12 protein-coding genes are annotated in these 19243 nt (G+C 62.5%); 8 read left to right on the forward strand and 4 right to left on the reverse strand.

Features of this window, described 5'->3' with window-relative positions; translation table 11 throughout:
- Positions 1-140: 140 nt before the first annotated feature.
- Both ADU59_RS20485 and purH read left to right on the forward strand, forming a co-directional pair.
- Positions 141-1826: a heparinase II/III family protein gene (locus ADU59_RS20485; protein ID WP_068956015.1), complete on the forward strand. Its 1686-nt coding sequence runs from the start codon at positions 141-143 to the stop codon at positions 1824-1826.
- Between the two features lie 126 nt (positions 1827-1952).
- Positions 1953-3566, forward strand: coding sequence for a bifunctional phosphoribosylaminoimidazolecarboxamide formyltransferase/IMP cyclohydrolase (purH, locus tag ADU59_RS20490; protein ID WP_068956205.1), 1614 nt, complete (start codon positions 1953-1955; stop codon positions 3564-3566).
- 195 nt (positions 3567-3761) lie between these two features.
- Here the strand turns inward: purH and ADU59_RS20495 are convergent, their stop codons facing one another.
- Positions 3762-5150 (reverse strand): MFS transporter, encoded by a 1389-nt coding sequence (locus ADU59_RS20495; protein WP_068956016.1) that lies wholly within the window; start codon positions 5148-5150, stop codon positions 3762-3764.
- A 42-nt stretch (positions 5151-5192) separates the two neighbouring features.
- On the reverse strand, positions 5193-9980 hold the full coding sequence (locus ADU59_RS20500; RefSeq protein WP_068956017.1) for an NAD-glutamate dehydrogenase: 4788 nt from the start codon (positions 9978-9980) through the stop codon (positions 5193-5195).
- A 286-nt stretch (positions 9981-10266) separates the two neighbouring features.
- Here ADU59_RS20500 and pdxY point away from each other — a divergent pair, with 286 nt between their 5' ends.
- A complete protein-coding gene (gene pdxY, locus ADU59_RS20505; RefSeq protein ID WP_068956018.1) occupies positions 10267-11142 on the forward strand; it encodes a pyridoxal kinase PdxY in 876 nt (291 codons plus the stop codon).
- Between the two features lie 229 nt (positions 11143-11371).
- Positions 11372-12013 carry a carbonic anhydrase gene (locus ADU59_RS20510; protein ID WP_068956019.1) on the forward strand — a complete coding sequence of 214 codons (642 nt, stop codon included), beginning with the start codon at positions 11372-11374 and terminating at the stop codon, positions 12011-12013.
- Positions 12014-12427: 414 nt separating this feature from the next.
- Here the strand turns inward: ADU59_RS20510 and ADU59_RS20515 are convergent, their stop codons facing one another.
- The gene (locus ADU59_RS20515; RefSeq protein ID WP_068956020.1) at positions 12428-13249 is read right to left on the reverse strand and encodes a lytic murein transglycosylase; all 822 of its coding nucleotides are present in this window, start codon (positions 13247-13249) and stop codon (positions 12428-12430) included.
- 222 nt (positions 13250-13471) lie between these two features.
- A complete protein-coding gene (locus ADU59_RS20520; RefSeq protein ID WP_068956021.1) occupies positions 13472-14506 on the reverse strand; it encodes an aspartate-semialdehyde dehydrogenase in 1035 nt (344 codons plus the stop codon).
- A gap of 396 nt (positions 14507-14902) precedes the next feature.
- Here ADU59_RS20520 and ADU59_RS20530 point away from each other — a divergent pair, with 396 nt between their 5' ends.
- The 4 genes from ADU59_RS20530 to ADU59_RS20545 all read left to right on the forward strand — a co-directional run bounded on the left by ADU59_RS20530 (position 14903) and on the right by ADU59_RS20545 (position 19227).
- Positions 14903-16660, forward strand: a complete 1758-nt coding sequence (locus tag ADU59_RS20530) for an alkaline phosphatase (protein WP_068956023.1) — start codon at positions 14903-14905, stop codon at positions 16658-16660.
- 156 nt (positions 16661-16816) lie between these two features.
- Positions 16817-17233 carry a hypothetical protein gene (locus ADU59_RS20535; RefSeq protein WP_425332041.1) on the forward strand — a complete coding sequence of 139 codons (417 nt, stop codon included), beginning with the start codon at positions 16817-16819 and terminating at the stop codon, positions 17231-17233.
- 9 nt (positions 17234-17242) lie between these two features.
- Positions 17243-17932, forward strand: a complete 690-nt coding sequence (locus tag ADU59_RS20540) for an ABC transporter ATP-binding protein (protein ID WP_068956025.1) — start codon at positions 17243-17245, stop codon at positions 17930-17932.
- Positions 17929-19227, forward strand: coding sequence for an FtsX-like permease family protein (locus tag ADU59_RS20545; protein WP_068956026.1), 1299 nt, complete (start codon positions 17929-17931; stop codon positions 19225-19227). Before ADU59_RS20540 ends, ADU59_RS20545 begins: the two co-directional genes overlap by 4 nt.
- Positions 19228-19243 lie beyond the last annotated feature (16 nt).

The raw sequence follows: 19243 nt of genomic DNA on the forward strand, positions 1-19243 counted from the left end.
CCAAGGCGATTCATAAAAGTTTAACGACTTTTCAGGCGCGATCGTCGTCCTGTTGGTATCTGGTGCGGACAGCAGTCATTCCGGTTTTCGATGCGGCATGAGGCCCGGTCCGGGAGTAGGGAGACGCGCAGGCGTCGAAAATGCAGATTTCAGACCGGCAAAGGCTTCTCTATCTCTATCTGCGTGAGGGCTGGCGCCGGTTCTCGCGCCGGCTTGCCTTGGGCCGCAACACCGCGTTCCGTTTCACCGGCACCACGCCCGATCGCCTGATCGTTGCGCCGACGGACCTGCGCGCGGTCGATCCCTTCGTTGCCGAGGAAATCCTGCAGGGCCGCTTTCCGCTGGCCGGCCGCGTGCTCGACACCGAGGGCGAATCCCCTTTCGAGATGGATCTTCCATCGCAGGAATTCGGCGTGCGGCTGCATTCCTTCGGCTGGGTCCGCCATATGCGGTCGGTCAAGGACGAGGAAGCCTTCGCGCAGCTGCGCCATATCGTCAACGACTGGATCGTGACGCATGGCCGCTATATCGGCGGCATCGCCTGGGAAGCGGATATCCTGTCGCAGCGGCTGATTGCCTGGCTTTCGCATTCGCCGATCATCCTGCGCAATGCCGAGCATGCCTTCTATCGCCGTTTCCTCAAAAGCCTGGCCTTCCAGGTGCGTTACCTGCGCCATATCACCGATACCACCTGCGACGGCGAAGCGCGGCTGCGGGCGCGGATCGCGCTGGCCATGGCGTCGGTCGCCATGCCGGCGTCTGAATCGACGATCCGCAAGGCGGCGCGCAATCTCGATCAGGAACTTGACCGGCAGATCCTGGCCGATGGCGGTCACAGCTCGCGCAATCCGCGCACCGGGCTGGAGCTGCTGATCGATCTGCTGCCGCTGCGTCAGACCTATGTCAATCTCGGCCATGACGTTCCGGCCAAGCTCATTCCCTGCATCGACCGGATGTATCCGGCCTTGCGCTTCTTCCGTCACGAAGGCGGCGAACTGGCTTTGTTCAATGGCGCCACCTCGACGCTCGCCAACGAGCTGATGGCCGTCCTGCGCTATGACGAGACCGCCGGGGCACCGTTCAAGGCGCTGCCGCATATCCAGTACGAACGGCTGGCGCACAACAATGTCGTCGTCATCATCGATACCGGCAAGCCGCTTTCGCCGGAACTGTCGCGAACGGCGCATGCCGGTTGCCTGTCGTTCGAGATGTCGTCCGGCCGCCACCGGTTCGTCATCAATTCCGGATCGCCGAAGTTTGCCGGCGAACGATACCGCCAGCTGGCGCGTCTGACGGCGGCGCATTCGACCGTGACGGTCAACGATCGCTCGTCGTCGCGCCTGTCGCAGTCGCAGTTCCTCGGCCCCATCGTCACCGGCGGCATTTCGAAGGTCACTGTGCGCCGCGTGGAACGGGACGGTCAGCCGGATGCCGTTATTGCCAGCCATGACGGCTATGCCCAGGCATTCGGGCTGATGCACGAGCGCGATATCGGCATCAACGGTCTGGGCAATACGGTGCGCGGCCGCGACCGGCTGTTCCAGCCGGATGGCAGCGAACCGGCAGACACCAATACGGCCGTCGCCGTTGCGCGGTTTCATATCCACCCGGCGATCAATATCCGCCAGCACAGCGCCCATGAGGTCTATCTGAGCGCTCCGGACGGTGAAGTCTGGCTGTTTACCTGCCGCGACAGCGAGGTGGTGGTCGAGGAAGACATCTTTTTTGCCGACCCCTCGGGTGTGCGCAAGACCTCCCAGCTGACGGTGACCTTTGCGGCGGCCTCGCAACCCGAAATCCAGTGGATTTTTTCACGCGAAGCGTGACAATCGGCCGGGTAAGACGCTCTTCGCCGTGACTCCGGTTTCTTCACGGGGAAAGCTGTGTTAACGGCAGGCGGACATTTGCCGGAAGCCCCTCCCGATATCCGGCGCCTACCAAGGAGCTTGATGATGGCTGTCGCCTCCAAGAAAATTCCCGCCCCGGATCAGGTCACTGTCCGCACCGCCCTTCTCTCGGTTTCCGACAAGACCGGCATCGTCGATCTGGCGCGCGCGCTGCATCAGAAGGGCGTTCATCTGGTGTCGACCGGCGGCACCCACAAGGCGCTTGCCGATGCCGGCCTGCCTGTCACCGACGTGTCCGAGATTACCGGCTTTCCGGAGGTCATGGACGGCCGGGTCAAGACCCTGCATCCGGGCGTTCATGGCGGTCTTCTGGCAATCCGCGACGATGAGGACCATGTCCAGGCGATGACGACGCACGGTATTACCGGCATCGATCTGGCCGTCATCAATCTCTATCCGTTCGAGGATGTCCGCGCCAAGGGCGGCGATTATCCGACGACGGTGGAGAATATCGACATCGGCGGCCCGGCGATGATCCGCGCCTCGGCCAAGAACCACGCCTATGTCACCGTCATCACCGATGCATCCGACTATACGGCGCTGCTGACCGAGCTTGGCACGGGAGCTGCGACTTCCTTCGCCTTCCGCCAGAAGATGGCGGCCAAGGCCTATGCCCGCACGGCAGCCTATGACACCGCCATTTCCGGCTGGTTTGCCGAGGTGCTGGATACGCCGATGCCGCTCCACCGCACCATCGGCGGTGTCCTGAAGGAAGAGATGCGCTACGGCGAAAATCCGCATCAGAAAGCCGGATTCTACATCACCGGCGAGAACCGTCCCGGCGTTGCCACCGCGACCCTTTTGCAGGGCAAGCAGCTCTCCTACAACAATATCAACGACACCGACGCCGCCTTCGAGCTGGTGGCCGAGTTTCCGGCCGCAAAGTCGCCGGCCGTCGCCATCATCAAGCATGCCAATCCTTGCGGCGTCGCCACCGGCTCGACCCTGCTCGAGGCCTATGAGCGGGCGCTCGCCTGCGATTCGACCTCCGCTTTCGGCGGCATCATCGCGCTGAACCAGGAACTCGACGGCGCCACGGCCGAAGAAATCGTCAAGCTGTTCACCGAGGTCATCATTGCCCCGTCGGTCAGCGACATCGCCAAGACCGTCATCGCCGGCAAGCCCAATCTGCGCCTGCTGGTGACGGGCGCCCTGCCCGATCCGCGCGTGCCGGGCCTGACGGCAAAGACGGTCGCCGGCGGCCTGCTGGTGCAGACCCGCGACAATGGCATGGTCGAGGACCTGGAGCTGAAGGTCGTCACCAAGCGTGCGCCGACGGCGCAGGAACTGGAAGACATGAAGTTCGCCTTCAAGGTGGCAAAACACGTGAAATCCAACGCCGTCGTCTATGCCAAGGACGGCCAGACCGTCGGCATCGGCGCCGGCCAGATGAGCCGTGTCGATTCCGCTCGTATCGCCGGCCTGAAAGCCGAGGAAGCGGCACGGGCGCTTGGCCTGCCCGCGCCGCTGACGCATGGTTCGGCCGTCGCATCGGAAGCCTTCCTGCCGTTTGCAGATGGCCTCTTGTCGATGATTGCGGCCGGCGCCACCGCCGTCATCCAGCCGGGCGGCTCGATGCGCGACCCGGACGTGATCGCCGCCGCCGACGAGGCCGGTGTTGCCATGGTGTTTACGGGCATGCGCCACTTCCGGCATTGAAGACGGATCGCTCGAGCGGATACTCATGAGACTGCTAGCAAGGGAGCTGATGGCACTGGGCGCCAAGCTCCCCCTCCGTCATGGTCGGGCTTGACCCGACCATCCATGCGCCCAGAAAAATGGATCCTCGGGTCAAGCCCGAGGATGACCGGACAGTTCACAAAACGCGTCAAACAAACGACCGCTTTGCTTGCCTTATACCGGCCTGTTTGCCGGATAAGGAGTGCGGATCAGGATCAGCAGCCCCACCGCCAGAAACACCACCAGCGCCATCATGCCGATGCGGGCCGAGCCTGATATCAAGGTGACGGTGGCGACGGATGCGGGGGCGAGGAACGTCGTCGCCCGTCCGGACAGGGCATAGATGCCGAAATAGCGGCCCGCTTCATCGGCACTGACGCTGCGCGCCAGATAGGAACGCGACGACGCCTGCACCGGGCCGAAGGCGATGCCGACCAGCAGGCCGAAGACGATATAGGCCTTTTCCGCTGCCGTGCCGAACAGTCCGCCGGCGTCTGCGGTCGAAAGCTGCAGCAATCCGAACAGCGTATAGCCCGGACCGGTGGAGACGATCCCCAGTGTTGCGATGGTCAGGCAGATCAGGCTGGCGGTGACGATCACCTTCGAGCCGAGTTTCGCATCGAGCCGGCTGGCATAGAGGCAGCCGCCAATGGCAACGACGTTGAGAATGATGCCGTAGACGCCGAGCTCGACCGTCTGCCAGGCGAACATGCTGGCCGCGAACGTGCCGCCAAGCGCCAGGAGGCCGTTGACGCCGTCCTGAAAGATCATCCGGGCGATGAGAAAACGCAGGATGCCGGAGCGCTGCCGCAGTTCCCCGATCGTGTGCCGCAGCTCGGTAATGCCGGCGCGTACTGCGGTCGCGGCCGGCATGGTCGCCTTGTGCGCGTCGGGCGTGAACAGGAACATCGGCAGGATGAAGACCAGGTACCAGACGGCAGAGATTGGCCCGGTGATGCGGGCGTCGGCGCCGGTTGCCGGATCAAGGCCGAACAGCGGGTCCGATCCGAGAATTGTTTTGCCGGATTCCGGGCTGCCGGCCAGAAGCGTCACGACGGCGATCAGAACGATCATGCCGCCGAGATAGCCGAGCCCCCAGGCCATGTTGGAAATCCGGCCGATCTGGCTTTCGCTGACCAGCCGCGGCATCATCGAATCATTGAAAACGATGGAAAATTCCGCCGCGATCGACGCCAGGATGATGAAGATGAACGGGTAGATCAGCGACGATCCCGGCACTGCGTACCAGAGCAGCGCCAGTGATACGATCTTGATGACGGCGAAGAAGGCGATCCAGGGCTTGCGGGCGCCGGTCTGGTCGGCGATCGAGCCGAGCACCGGTGACAGCACCGCGATGACGATGCCGGAGATGGTCAGCGTATAGCCCCACATCGCCTGCCCGTGGGCGGGATCGTCGGTGAGCCGGGACACGAAATAGGGGCCGAAGATGAAGGTGATGATCACCGTGAAGAACGGCTGGGCTGCCCAGTCGAACAGCATCCAGCCGCCAAGGCCGGCGCGCGATACCTTTGGCTCGTCGCCTGCCTCTGCCGTGATGCTCACCTGATTCTCCCCTGTCTGTTCGCCCGTCCGGAGCAAACAGTGTCACCTCGCCCTGTTCTGTGCAAGGTCGCTGAGCAGACCGGCGGCAACGGTGATCTTGGCCAGCGTCGTTTCGCCCTTCTCGGTCAGCTGGGTCAGCTGGTCGGTAATGCGGTTGACCCGCTCGCGGTCGCTGTCCTGCCAGGCAAGCACGGGATTCTTCTCCGATTTCTGATCGGCCAGCGCCGTAATGGTAATGTCGCGCCTGGCATTGGCGATATCGCTGATGCTGCGCGACAGCGCCATGGCCTCATATTGTTCCGTTGCCGAAACGCGCTCGGCCGCCGCCAGCAGCCGGGCGATGCGCAGGTGCTGGGTGACGCCGAAATAGCTCTGTGCCGTGCGCGCCAGCGTCACGCCGGTATCGGCGGAAATCTGCATGATCTCCGGCACCAGCGTCATCAGGAACAGTCCGGCCACCTCGTCGGCCAGGGCCTGCGGCACGTCGCGCTCGACGAAATAGGCGGCTTTCTGCCGCGCCTCTTCCGCCGCATCGTCGGGTATGGAGGAATGCAGGCTCGGCTTCAGCTTCGCCAGCGCCTGGCGCAGCTTGTCCACCGCCTCGCCAAGCGGCCCGGTGATCGCCCGTGTCCGCAGCGCCCGTTCGGTGACGACGGCGAAGATGCGGCCTGCCTCCTGATAGAGCTCGTTCTGCACCTGTCCACTGACGATGTTGTCGAGCGCATCGATTTCGCCATGGATGCGCGGCAGGTCGTAGCCGTCGCGGGCCAGGACCGCGGCTTTCACCACATCGGCCGGCATGAAGCCCGTCTGGTCGATCAGTGTGCTGACGAAGGCCGGGCCGCCGCGATTGATGACGTCATTGGCCAGAACCGTGGCGATGATCTCGCGCCGCAGCCGGTGCTCGTTGATGTCGCTCGCATGCGCCTTGTGCATTTTCGCCGGGAAGTAGTCCCGCAGCGTTGCCAGCAGATAGGGATCATCCGGCAGGTCGCTGGCAACGATCTCGTCGAACAGCACGATCTTGGCATAGGAGAGCAGCACGCCGATCTCGGCGCGTGTCAGCGCCTTGCCGCTCTGGTAGCGTTCGCTGAGCGCGATGTCGTTCGGCAGCACCTCCACCTTGCGGTTGAGATGTCCGTCCGCTTCCAGCCGGGTCATCAGCCGGGTAAGCGCCGTCCGGTTGCCGGCGCCCAGCATTTCGGTGAGCGAAATCGAGAGAGACTGTTCGTAGTTGTTGCGCAGGACCAGCGCTGCCACTTCATCCGTCATCGAGGCGAGCAGCGTGTTGCGCTTGGCCCGTGTCAGGCGGCCGTCGCGCATGGCGGACGCCAGCGCAATCTTGATATTGACCTCGAAGTCGGAGGAGTTGACGCCGGCCGAATTGTCGATGGCGTCGGAATTGCAGCGTCCGCCCTTCAGCCCGAAGCCGATGCGGCCGCGCTGGGTGACGCCGAGATTGGCACCCTCGCCGATCACCCTGGCGCCGACCTCGTCGGCGGTAATGCGGATCGGATCGTTGGCGCGGTCGCCGACGTCGGCATCCGTCTCGGTGGCGGCGCGGATATAGGTGCCGATGCCGCCGAACCAGAGCAGGTCGACCGGGCTTTTGAGGATCGCCGTCATGATTTCGAATGGCGTCGCCTGGCTCTTCTCCAGGCCGATCGCTGCCATCGCCTGCGGCGTCAGCGTTACCGATTTCTCCGTGCGCGGAATGATCATGCCACCCTTGGACAGCGTGGTGCGGTCATAGTCCTGCCAGCTGGAGCGCGGCAGGTTGAACATGCGCTTGCGCTCGGCAAAGGATTTTTCGATATCCGGATCCGGATCGATGATGATGTCGCGGTGGTCGAAGGCGGCGATCAGCCGGATCTTCTCCGATAGCAGCATGCCGTTGCCGAACACGTCGCCCGACATATCGCCGACGCCGACAACGCTGAACGGCGTCGTCTGGATATCGATATCCATCTCGCGGAAATGCCGCTTGACGGTTTCCCAGGCGCCGCGCGCGGTGATGCCCATCTTCTTGTGGTCGTAGCCGGCCGAGCCGCCGGAGGCAAAGGCGTCGTCCAGCCAGAATCCGGCTTCCTGCGCCAGGCCGTTGGCGGTGTCGGAGAAGGTCGCGGTGCCCTTGTCGGCGGCGACGACGAAATAGGGGTCGTCACCATCGAGCCGCAGCGTATCGGCCGGCGGCACGACGTCTTGGCCGACGATATTGTCGGTGATCGACAAGAGCGTGCGGATATAGGTCCTGTAGGCCTCGGTGCCGGCCTTGAAAATCTCGTCGCGGGTGCCGCCCACCGGCAGCTGCTTCGGAAAGAATCCGCCCTTGGCGCCGACGGGCACGATCACGGCATTCTTGACCTGCTGCGCCTTGACGAGGCCGAGCACTTCGGTGCGATAGTCCTGCGACCGGTCCGACCAGCGAAGCCCGCCGCGCGCCACCTTGCCGAAGCGCAGGTGCACGCCCTCGACCTCGGTGCCGTAGACGAAGATCTCGCGGAACGGCCGCGGTTCAGGCAGTCCATCCAGCAGTTTCGGGTCGAGCTTGAAGGCCAGCATCGCCTTCGGATTGCCATTGGCATCGCGCTGGAAATAGTTGGTGCGCAGGGTTGCCTGCACGGCGTTGACGTAGCGGCGCAGGATCTGGTCCTCGTCGAGGCTCGGCACATCGTTCAATGCCTGCTCGATCGCCGCTCCCAGTGCTGCCGTGCGCTTCGTCTTCGGCTTGTCCTCGAGCGCCGGGTCCATCCGGGTGACGAACAGCTTGAAGATATCGGACGCGATCGCCGGATACTTGTTCAGCGTCTCGGCGAGATAGCCCTGCGAATAGGTGATGCCGGTCTGGCGCAGATACCGCGCATAGGCGCGCAGCACCGTCACTTCGCGGGCGGTGAGGCCCGAGAGCAGGATCAGCCGGTTGAAGCTGTCATCCTCGATCAGGCCGTTCCAGGCGGCGAGATAGGCCTCTTCCAGCATCGGTCCGGTCTTGTCGAGATTGAGCACATGTCCGTCGCGGTGGATCAGCTCCATATCGTGCAGGACGACAAGGCGCTGCCCGCCCTTGGCATCCGTCACGCCGATATCGTGGGTCTGCTCGCTGATCACCCGGAAGCCGAGATTTTCGAGCAGCGGAACGCGATGCGACAGGGACACCGGCTCGCCGGCATGGAAAATCTTCAGCTCCAGCGATTCCGGGCCCTTGCCGCGCTTCTGGTAGAAGGCGATCCGGATCCGGTCTGTCGCGGAGCAGGCGGCGATATCGTCGAGATCGGCATAGGCTTCAGTGGGTGTGAATGCGGCCTGATAGGCTTCGTTGACGCTGATGGCGACGCCGTCATGGCGGGCAAGCAGGTTGAACCGGTCGATCCAGCGGGTGACGATATCGCGCACGGCGTCTTCCAGCTTTGCCTGCGGCACACGCGGCGTCTTGCCGCCCGATCGTCCGATGATGAAATGCACGCGCGCCAGGCCACCTTCCGGAAAGGCGGGGTAATAGGCCGAGACGCGGCCGTCATAGACGGTTTTCAGATAGAGGCCGATCTTCTCGCGCACGTCGGAATCATATTGTTCGCGCGGCACGTAGACGATGACGGAGACGAAACGATCGAAATGGTCGATGCGCGGCAGAACCCGGATTCGCGGCCGGTCGGCCAGTTCGTTGATCTGCTCGCAGAAGGTTGCCAGAAGGCCGACATCGATCTGGAACAGGTCGTCGCGCGGGTAGGATTCCAGCGTATTGGTCAGCATCTTGCCGGAATGGCTCTGCGGATCGAAGCCGAAATGATCGACGATCTTCTCCACCTTGAAGCGCAAAAGCGGAATGTCCGCCGCCGGCCTTGTATAGGCGCTGAAGGTGAACAGGCCGACGATGCGCAGCTCGCCGGTGACATTGCCCGCTTCGTCGAACCGCTTGATGCCGATGTAATCCATATAGGCGCGGCGGTGCACCACGGATTTGACATTGGCCTTGGTGACGATCAGCAGATCCGGTCCGTCGAGGAAGGCGAGGATTTCCGGCGTCGTCAGCACGGCGTCCTTGCCCTGGCGCAGCACGCGCACGTCGGGATTGGAGAGAAGACCGAGGCCGCGGCCCCTGCCGCGCTCGACCACGGCGTTGTCGCCCTTGCCGGAATAGGTGTATTCGCGCATGCCGAGGAAGGTGAAATTGTTGTCGCGCAGCCAGCGCAGGAAGGCCAGCGCCTCGTCGCGGTCGCCCTTCTTGCGGCTGGGCGCGTGGTTTTCCAGCTCGCTCATCGCCTGGTCGAGCAGAACCGTCATCTGGCTCCAGTCGCCGACGGTCTGGTGAACCTGCGCGAGGACCTTGCCGACCCGCTCCTTCAGGTCTTCGGCTTCCGCCGATGTCAGCCTGGAGAGATGGATCTGGATATGGCTGATCCGGTTTTCGGGATCGCTTTTTTCTTCCGGGTCGAAGATCTTAGCCGGCTTGCCGGGCACAAGTACCAGAATGGGATGCACGGCAAGATGAATGTCGCGATGGGTGCTGGTCACCTCGCCCATGATCGAATCGTAGAGAAACGGCATGTTGCGGTCGGTCACCGACAGGATCGAAACGTCGGTATCATTCGGTGCGATGCCATCGACGGATTCGACGGATATCACCGGCCGGTCGCTTTCGCTGTGGCTGATCTCCTTCAGCGCGTGAGCGGCGGTCAGCGCCAGCATCGCCGGCGTATAGGCATCGAGATCGTCATGGCTGGCGCGGCGGAAAAGGATCTCGGGGGAGAGCATCTTCAAGCCAAGCTCCTTGGCGGCTTCGCTCACCGCTTCGAAATGCCTGTCCTTTTTCGGATTGTATTTGGCGCCCATGACCGTCTCTCCCTGCAATCACCAATTCGGCCGAACCTAACAGAAGAATGGGCGTTGGCGATTGTTTTTGTGGCCGTTTTTCGTTTGGTTTGATCAAATTCGGAATGGATTCATGAAAATTTCAGCGAAAATTGGCCGATTTTGGAATTAAATCGGTTATATTCGTTTATTCTGCCCTGCTTATCGATGTGGCGGAAAAAGGCACTTTTTGATCTTTTGGCAGCCGCAGTTGACAGCGGCATGACTGTCGGGCGATCTGGGCTGTCGAAACAGCGGAAAATCATCCATGTCCGAGCCTGCCCCCGGCGCCGTCATCGTCATTTCAAGCCATGTGATTCGCGGGTCCGTCGGCAATCGTGCCGCGGTGTTTGCGCTCGAGACACTGGGCTATCCGGTCTGGGCCGTGCCGACGGTCATCCTGCCGTGGCATCCGGGGCATGGGCCATCGACGCGGGTGACGGTCGGCGAGGCCGATTTCAACAGCCTGATCGACGATCTCATCCGCGCACCGTGGACGGGCGAAGTCCGCGCGGTTTTATCCGGCTATCTCGGCGCCGCCCATCAGGCCGAAGGCGTTGCGCGGCTGGTCGAGGCGCTGCGGCAGAAAAACCCCGATCTTTTCTATGCCTGCGATCCGGTGATGGGCGATGCCGGCGGCCTTTATGTGCCGGAGGCCACCGCGATTGCGATGCGCGACCGGCTGTTGCCGCTCGCCTCGCTTGCCACGCCCAACCGGTTCGAGCTGTCCTGGCTCTGCGGCGCGGCGCTCGACAGCAATGCCGCCATTCTCGAAGCCGCCCTGTCGCTCGGACCGGCGCGCATGCTGGTGACCTCGGCCATCCCGATGATGCATGGCAGCATCGGCAATCTCTATCTGTCCGGCAATCACGCGCTTCTTGCCGAGCATCGGCTGATCGACAATCCGCCCAACGGCACCGGTGATCTTCTGGCGGCGCTGTTCGTCGCGCGGCTTCTGGAAGGGTTGAACGAGGAGCGGGCGTTGCAATTGGCAACGGCGAGCGTCTTCGAGATCATCGCCCGCACCGGCAAGCGCGGTGCCGATGAACTGACGCTGGAGCGCGACGCATCGAGCCTGGCGACGCCGATGGCCATGGTCCAGATGCGCCGGCTGATGCACCCCAGCCAGAAGCGACGATCCTGATCCTGATGCGGATCCTGTGCGGCACCGCATATCCTGCTTGCCACCCCCTGCCTTCAGCGCATAAACCGTTTGGCATTACGCAACAGGGATGAGTTCTTCACGGATGTCACCGGCGGCGCGGGCTGCCGTAAATTTGCATGCGCGCAGCTTGCAAAGGCTGTATGCCCTGACCGGCGGCCATGCCAATGTACATCTCAACTGTCTTAAATAGTCGGAGTCATCGAGCACCATGCAGCGTTTTCCGGACCATTTGCTGAACGGCTACAACAATTTCATGAGCGGGCGCTTCAACGAGCAGCAGCAGCGCTACAAGGCCCTGGCTGAAAAAGGCCAGCAGCCGCATACCCTCGTCATTGCCTGTTGCGACAGCCGGTCGGCGCCGGAAACGATCTTCGACAGCGGTCCGGGTGAGCTTTTCGTCGTGCGCAACGTCGCCAACATGATGCCGCCCTATGAGCCGGATGGACATTATCACTCGACTTCGGCGGCGCTGGAGTTTGCAGTCCAGGTCTTGAAGGTGCGTGATATCGTCGTCATGGGTCACGGCCGCTGCGGCGGCATCAAGGCGGCACTCGATCTCGATGCCGAGCCGCTGTCGCCGGGCGATTTCATTGGCCGCTGGATGCACCTGCTGAAGCCGGCCGCCGAGCAGATCCAGAGCAACGACATCATGACCCCCGGCGAGCGCCAGCGGGCGCTGGAGCGGGTCTCGATCCGCAATTCCATCGCCAACCTGCGCACCTTCCCCTGCGTTCAGATCCTCGAACAGCGCGGCAAGCTGCAGCTGCACGGGGCCTGGTTCGACATTTCGAGCGGCGAGCTCTGGGTGATGGACGCCAAGACCGGCGATTTTGCCCGCCCGGGCATGTGATTTTTCCCGGGAGTTGCGTGGGACGTTTGGCTGGCTTGATTTTGACCGGCGGACTGGACGCGAAGTCTGAAGCCAACTCAACACTCAAAAGTCGGCTTTTGTCTCCAGCCGTCCCCCTCACCCTCCGTCATCCTCGGGCTTTGACCCGAGGATCCATCCCACCGGACGTCCGCGGTAAAGAAACTCAGCAATGGAATTGCCCTCAGCCCTTGAGCGACCGCCGCTGGATCCGCGCCTCAAGCGCAAGGATAGCTGAGAATGAGGCTAACGCCCCTCGCCAGCGTCGATCCCCCCTTGAAGGGAGATGTCGGTATGGCCGACTGAGGCGGCGGAACGCGAGGGCGTTCAAAACATAAAAAATCCGCAGCCCGTTTCCGGACTGCGGATGATTGAGTTCCCGACAGTACGATCGTATCAGCCGCCGTCGATTTCCGCGCCGATGATGGCGATCGCCTGCTGGTAGACGCTGGCGGCGTTCCAGCCCTGGATCGCGGCGAAATTGGTCTGGCCGGGCTGATAGCCGCCGCCGGCGCTCCAGCCGTGACCGCGCAGGAAGTTGGCGGTCGAGGCAAGCGCGTCGGCCTTGGAGCGGACCATGTCGATATGGCCGTTGCCGTCGCCGTCGACGCCGAATTTCAGGACGTTGGCCGGCAGGAACTGCGTCTGGCCGATTTCGCCGTGCGCCGCGCCGCGGGCGTCGGGGCTCAGGTCGCCGCGCTGGACGAGCGTGAGGGCCGCATAGAGCTGATTGGTGAAATAATCGGAACGGCGGCAGTCGAAGGCGAGCGTCGAGACGGCGGACAATGTGTGTTCCTTGCCCATGAAGCTGCCGAAGCCGGTCTCCATGCCCCAGATCGCGATGATCGGGCCGGCCGGAACGCCGTAGCGGCTTTCGATCGACTTGAAGAGCGCGGCGTTCTGCGCCTTCATCTTCTTGCCGCGTGAAATGATCGTCTGGCCACCGCGCTTCTGCATGAACTGGTTGAGCGACAGCTTGAAGCTCTTCTGGCCGCGGTCGGCGCTGATGGTCGCCTTGTTGTACCTGACATTGGCGAAGGCCTTGTTGAGCACGGCCGGGCTGATGCCACGGCCAGCCGCCTCGCCCTTGAAGGCCTCGACCCAGGCGTCAAAGCCCGCCGATGTGTTGCTGCATTGCGCGGCCGATGCGGCTGCGGGAAAGATCGCCGCTGCAACGATTGCTGTGAAACCTGCCAGTACGCACTTCACCTTGTGCATGAAAAAACCCCGTGATCGCCCGAATCCAAAATCGCTGTCCGCAAAATGCCAGTCTTTGCGGGTTCTGTCACGATGTTACCACAGCATTCGGAAGATCGTGTTTCACGTGAATCCTCCCAAATGACGTGCATTATCGTCGCAGATCGCTCCCATAAAGAAGCCCCGCATACCGTTTAACGGATCATGCGAGGCTTTTATTGTTTAAAACTTTATATTTCCTGATCAGGCAGCCTGTTTCTTCGCCTTGATCAGGCCGCGATTGACGAGAAGCTCGGCAATCTGGATGGCGTTGAGGGCGGCACCCTTGCGCAGGTTGTCGGAAACGACCCAGATATTGAGGCCGTTCTCGACGGTTGCGTCTTCGCGGATACGCGAGATGTAGGTCGCATCCTCGCCGGCGCTTTCGTAAGGCGTGATGTAGCCGCCGTTCTCATGCTTGTCGATGACGAGGCAACCCGGTGCTTCGCGCAGGATGTCGCGGGCCTGATCGGCGGAAATCTCGTTTTCGAATTCGATGTTGATGGCTTCCGAATGGCCGATGAAGACCGGAACGCGCACGGCCGTGCAGGTCAGCTTGATCTTCGGATCAAGGATCTTTTTGGTTTCGGCCATCACCTTCCACTCTTCCTTCGTATAGCCGTCTTCCATGAACACATCGATGTGCGGGATGACGTTGAAGGCGATGCGCTTGGTGAACTTCTTGCTCTCCATCGGATCGGCGACGAACACGGCGCGGGTCTGGTTGAACAGCTCGTCCATGCCGTCCTTGCCGGCGCCGGAGACCGACTGGTAGGTGGCGACGACGACGCGCTTGATGTTGGCGAAGTCATGCAGCGGCTTCAGCGCGACAACGAGCTGGGCGGTCGAGCAATTCGGATTGGCGATGATGTTGCGGCGTGTGAACATCGAAATCGCATCCGGGTTTACTTCCGGAACGATCAGCGGCACGTCCTGATCGTAGCGCCAGGCCGACGAGTTGTCGATGACGACGCAGCCCTGCGCGCCGATCTTCGGCGACCACTTGAGCGACACGGCGCCGCCGGCCGACATCAGGCAGATGTCGGTATCGGAGAAATCGTAGTTCTCGAGGTTCTTGACCTTCAGCGTCTTGTCGCCGAAGGAGACTTCCGTGCCCTGGCTGCGGGCAGAGGCCAGCGCCACGACTTCATCGGCCGGAAAGCCGCGTTCGGAAAGGATGTTGAGCATTTCGCGTCCGACATTTCCGGTCGCGCCTGCGATGGCAATCTTGAAACCCATTGTCTTTGCTCTCTTTCTGTCTCTCCGCGGGCTTTGGGGAGAAACCCGCCGGCCAAAGGCGCGGGCTTCAGGTCCCCGGCCTAACCGGGGAGAGAGCGGTGGGCCAGAGACGTCAGACGGTTTTCGTCGTCGTTTTGGCCGTAGTTTTGGAAGATATCGAGAAAGAACGAACCTGCCCGGCAGCGAATGCCGGGGCGATCAGCGCAGCGATGGAATAACCAAAACGGTGCATGGCGCGGTTCCTTTTCCGCTGCTGCTCATACGCGCTTTTGGCATGGAGTCAATACAAAGCTGCGAAAAGCCGATCCTTAAACGCGAAGTGTCACGCCGATGTCATGACCAGTGACTATTGCCGGAGCCAGCCAATCCGAAAGCAATCCCAAAAAGGAGGTTCCCATGCGTCTGCTTCTCGCCGCTCTCGCCGCCACGACGTTCCTCGCCGGTGCCGCACAGGCCACCACCATCTATCCGCTTGATCGTGCAACCATTCTTGCTGGCTCACCATTCGACTTCAAGGTCGAGTTCAAGACCGTCGTCAAGCCGGAAGATGTCAAGATTTCGGTCAACGGTCAGGATTATAAGACGGTTCTGGGCAAGGATGCCGAGTTCGTCGCTGAAGAAAAGGGCAAGGAAGACAAGGTTCTCGGCTCGGCGCTGATCGCCCGCGGGCTGACCATCCCCGCCGAAGGCGCCTATACGATCGAGGTGACCGCCGGCTCGGAAACCAAGACCGTGACCTGGGACGTCTACAATACCGGCACGGCCCAGAAAGCGAAGAACATCATCTTCATCCTCGGCGATGGCCTCTCGGTTGCCCACCGCACCGGTGCCCGCATCATGTCGAAGGGGATGAGCGAGGGCAAGGCGAACGGCCGCCTCAACATGGACGATCTCGATCACATGGCCTTCGTCGGCACATCCTCGACAGAGGCGATCGCCACGGACAGCGCCAACACGATGTCGGCCTACATGACCGGTCACAAGACGGCCGTCAACGCGCTCGGCGTTTATGCGGACCGCACGCCGGATAGCTTTGACGACCCGAAGGTCGAGACCATCGCGGAAGCCATTCGCCGTCAGACGAAGAAGTCGATCGGCATCGTTTCGACCGCCGAAATCGAAGATGCGACACCGGCTGCCGTCGTTGCCCATACGCGCAAGCGCGCCGACAAGGAGCAGATCGTCGGCATGATGTTCGACGTCAAGCCGGATGTCATTCTGGGCGGTGGCTCCGCCTATTTCCTCGGCAAGGATATTCCCGGTTCCAAGCGCAAGGATGACAAGGATTATATCAAGCTCTTCCAGGAAGCCGGCTATACGCTTGCCACCGACAAGACCGAACTGCAGGCGGCGACCGGCACCAATACCGGCAAGATCCTCGGCCTGTTCCACACCGGCAACATGGATGTGACGCTGGACCGCGAGTTCCTGAAGAAGGGGACCGTCGACAAGTTTCCGAACCAGCCGGGCCTGGTGGACATGACCAAGGCTGCCCTTGGCGAACTGTCGAAGAACGAGGAAGGCTTCTTCCTGATGGTCGAAGGCGCCTCGATCGACAAGATGTCGCATCCGCTCGACTGGGACCGCGCACTGGTCGAAACCATCGAGCTCGACCAGGCTGTCGGCGTTGCCCGCGAATTCGCCAAGAGCCATCCGGATACGATGATCGTCGTCACCGGCGATCACACCCACGGCGTTTCGATCATCGGCACCATCGATGACGAAAAGCCGGGCACCGAGATGCGCGAAAAGGTCGGCACCTATGCCGACGCCGGCTTCCCCAACTACACGGATGAGAACAAGGACGGCTATCCGGACAAGATCGACGTCACCCGCCGCCTGTTCCTGGCTGCCAACAACGGTCCGGATCATTACGAAACCTTCCGTCCGAAGCTCGACGGTCCTTTCGTTCCGGCGATCCAGAACGAAAAGAAGGAATATGTCGCCAACGAGGCCTACAAGGATGTTCCCGGTGCCGTCTTCGTTCAGGGCAATATTCCCAAGAGCGGCGATAGCGGCGTCCATGCCGTTGACGACGTCGTCCTGCAGGCCACCGGCCCGGGTGCCGAAGAGTTCAAGGGCTATATGGAGCAAAGCGACATCTACCGTGTTCTGGCAGATGCATTTGCTCTCGGCGTCAAGGAAACGAACTGATCGTTTGTCCATAGTTCCGGCGGGCTGCCTGCAGCCCGCCGTATTCCGTTTTCTAGCGCGCCGCCGAGCCAGTCATATGCCGCGTCTGTTCGTCAGGGAGATCGTTCGATGCCCCGTCCTTTTGTCAAAACCACGCGTCGCGGCGTGCTTGCCCTGATGGCCGGCCTGCCGCTGATGAGTTTGGCCCGCCCGTCCCAGGCTGCTGCCCCGACGCTGACCTTCGATGAGCTTTACGGCAAGTTCGGCGTCCTCGGGCTCGAGTTTTCGCAGAAGGTGAAGACGCTCGCGGGACAGGAGGTATCGGTCCGCGGCTTCATGGCACCGCCGCTGAAAGCAGAGGCTTCCTTTTTCGTACTGACGCAGATCCCCATGTCGATCTGCCCGTTCTGCTCGTCCGATGCCGACTGGCCGGACAATATCATCGTCGTCTATCTCGGCGAAAAACAGACCTTCGTGCAGCCGTCGCAGGCGATCGACGTTCGCGGTGTGCTGGAGTTCGGCTCCTGGACAGATCCGGAAACCGGTTTCGTCAGCCTCTTGCGTCTGCGCGAGGCAGATTATGCTTCGGTCTAGGGTGGTTTGATGCTGTCGCTCGCACTTTCCGGGGTTTCCGTGTCCTATCCGGGCCTGTCTGCCCCCGTCCTCGATATTCCCGCCCTTTCGATCGTTGCGGGCAGCCGTGTGGCCATCACCGGCGCGTCTGGATCGGGGAAAAGCACCTTCGTCAACATCGTGACAGGGCTGGAGCGCGTGCGAAACGGTACCGTGGCGTGGGGCGGCATGGATCTCGTGCCGATGACCGAGCGCAGCCGGGATCGCTGGCGTGGTGCCCATATCGGCCTTGTCATGCAGGATTTTCATCTGTTTGCAGGTTTGAGCGCTCTGGACAATATCCTGCTTCCGGCCCGGCTGTCGCGCGCCCTGGCCACGGGTGACAGGGACCGGGCCATGCAGCTTCTGGACGCCGTCGGGCTTTCGCGTGCCGATCAGAAGATCGAAACCATGTCGCGCGGCGAGATGCAGCGGGTGGCGATTGCCCGGGCGCTGCTGCGCAAGCCGGGCGTGCTGATTGCCGACGAGCCGACCGCAAGCCTCGACAGCGACAGCGGTGAGACCGTCGTGCGGCTGCTCATCGAGCTTTCGCTCAGCAATGACAGCACGCTGATCGTCGTGTCGCACGATCCCCGCCTGACCGGCCGTCTGGATCGCTGCATCACCCTCGCCGCCGGGCGGATCACCGCCGATGTGCAGCGACAGGAGATGGCGGCATGACCGGTTTCATTCTTGCGGATCTGCGCCGTCTCTGGGCCGGCTCGCTTGTCGTCATTCTGCTGATCGCTTTTGCCACGGCGCTCGGCGTCGCGGTCACGCTGCAGGAGCGGGCGCTGAGGCTCGGCAGCGCACGGGCCGCCGACCGGTTCGATCTCGTGGTGGGCGCGCCCGGCAGCGAGACGCAATTGCTGCTGTCTTCGGTCTTCCTCCAGCCCTCGCCCCTGCCACTGATGCCGGGCGATGTGCTGGCCAAGCTCGCCGCCGATCCGCGTGTCTCCTGGGTGGCCCCCATCGGTTTCGGCGATTCCTTCTCCGGCTATCCGATTGTCGGCACGTCGGCGGCGCTGGCCGGCAATCTCTCGGGCCTGGCGGAGGGCGCTACCTTTGCCAGGGCGGGCGAGGCCGTCGTCGGGGCAGCCGTCCATCTGCCGATCGGTTATGCGGTGAAGCCGACCCACGGCCTTGCCGACCATGGCGGCGAAACCCATACCGAACTGGCCTATCGCATCACCGGCCGCATGGCTGCGACCGGAACCTCCTGGGACCGGGCGATCCTCGTGCCCATCCAGTCCGTCTGGAGCCTGCACGGCATGGGCGGTCATTCCGATGAGGCGGCGGCAGACCATGATGGCGAGCCTCATGATGCCCAAGCGCATGCGGCCGATCATGGCGCGCAACCCGACGGCGATCACGACCACGATCACGCAGCTCTCGACCCCGACGCCCCGCTTGACGAAAACTGGACGGCAGAAACCCCCGGTCTCCCGGCTGTCCTGGTCAAGCCGAAAACCATTGCCGATGCCTATAAGCTCAGGCAGGCCTATCGCGGCAACGGTACGCTCGCCGTCTTTCCCGGCGAAGTGCTGACCAGCCTTTATGCAACGCTCGGCGATGCCAAGCGGGTGCTTTCGGCCGTCGCCATCGGCGCGCAGGTTCTCGTCGCCGCCGCCGTGCTTCTGGTCACCGTCATCCATGTCGGCCAGCGCCGCCGCCAGATCGGGGCTTTGAGGGCTTTCGGCGCACCGCAACCGGCCGTGCTTGTGATCGTCTGGCTGGAGCTGTTCATTCTCGTGGCGCTTGGCATCGTCCTGGGCTTTGCCATCGGCTATGGCGCGGCAGTGTTTCTCTCCCGGCTTTTCTCGGGCGAAAGCGGCGTTGTCCTGCCGGTGATGTTTGCGCGCGAGGATCTGGCCAGCGCTGCTGCGATCACTGCCTTTGCCGCCGTGCTTGCCCTTGTGCCGGCGCTGCTTGCCTATCGCCAGTCACCGGCGGCTGCGCTGCGGTCCGCAGCCTGAGCGCGATATTCGACTA

This window comes from Pararhizobium polonicum, assembly GCF_001687365.1.
GTDB lineage: Bacteria > Pseudomonadota > Alphaproteobacteria > Rhizobiales > Rhizobiaceae > Pararhizobium > Pararhizobium polonicum.

What these genes read in the sequence shown, in the direction of transcription:
- ADU59_RS20520 (WP_068956021.1), bottom strand. Translation starts at nt 14,506, where the DNA reads ATGGGTTTCAAGATTGCCATCGCAGGCGCGACCGGAAATGTCGGACGC.
- ADU59_RS20515 (WP_068956020.1), bottom strand. Translation starts at nt 13,249, where the DNA reads ATGCACAAGGTGAAGTGCGTACTGGCAGGTTTCACAGCAATCGTTGCA.
- purH (WP_068956205.1), top strand. Translation starts at nt 1,953, where the DNA reads ATGGCTGTCGCCTCCAAGAAAATTCCCGCCCCGGATCAGGTCACTGTC.
- pdxY (WP_068956018.1), top strand. Translation starts at nt 10,267, where the DNA reads ATGTCCGAGCCTGCCCCCGGCGCCGTCATCGTCATTTCAAGCCATGTG.
- ADU59_RS20500 (WP_068956017.1), bottom strand. Translation starts at nt 9,980, where the DNA reads ATGGGCGCCAAATACAATCCGAAAAAGGACAGGCATTTCGAAGCGGTG.
- ADU59_RS20530 (WP_068956023.1), top strand. Translation starts at nt 14,903, where the DNA reads ATGCGTCTGCTTCTCGCCGCTCTCGCCGCCACGACGTTCCTCGCCGGT.
- ADU59_RS20545 (WP_068956026.1), top strand. Translation starts at nt 17,929, where the DNA reads ATGACCGGTTTCATTCTTGCGGATCTGCGCCGTCTCTGGGCCGGCTCG.
- ADU59_RS20510 (WP_068956019.1), top strand. Translation starts at nt 11,372, where the DNA reads ATGCAGCGTTTTCCGGACCATTTGCTGAACGGCTACAACAATTTCATG.
- ADU59_RS20540 (WP_068956025.1), top strand. Translation starts at nt 17,243, where the DNA reads ATGCTGTCGCTCGCACTTTCCGGGGTTTCCGTGTCCTATCCGGGCCTG.
- ADU59_RS20485 (WP_068956015.1), top strand. Translation starts at nt 141, where the DNA reads ATGCAGATTTCAGACCGGCAAAGGCTTCTCTATCTCTATCTGCGTGAG.
- ADU59_RS20535 (WP_425332041.1), top strand. Translation starts at nt 16,817, where the DNA reads ATGGCCGGCCTGCCGCTGATGAGTTTGGCCCGCCCGTCCCAGGCTGCT.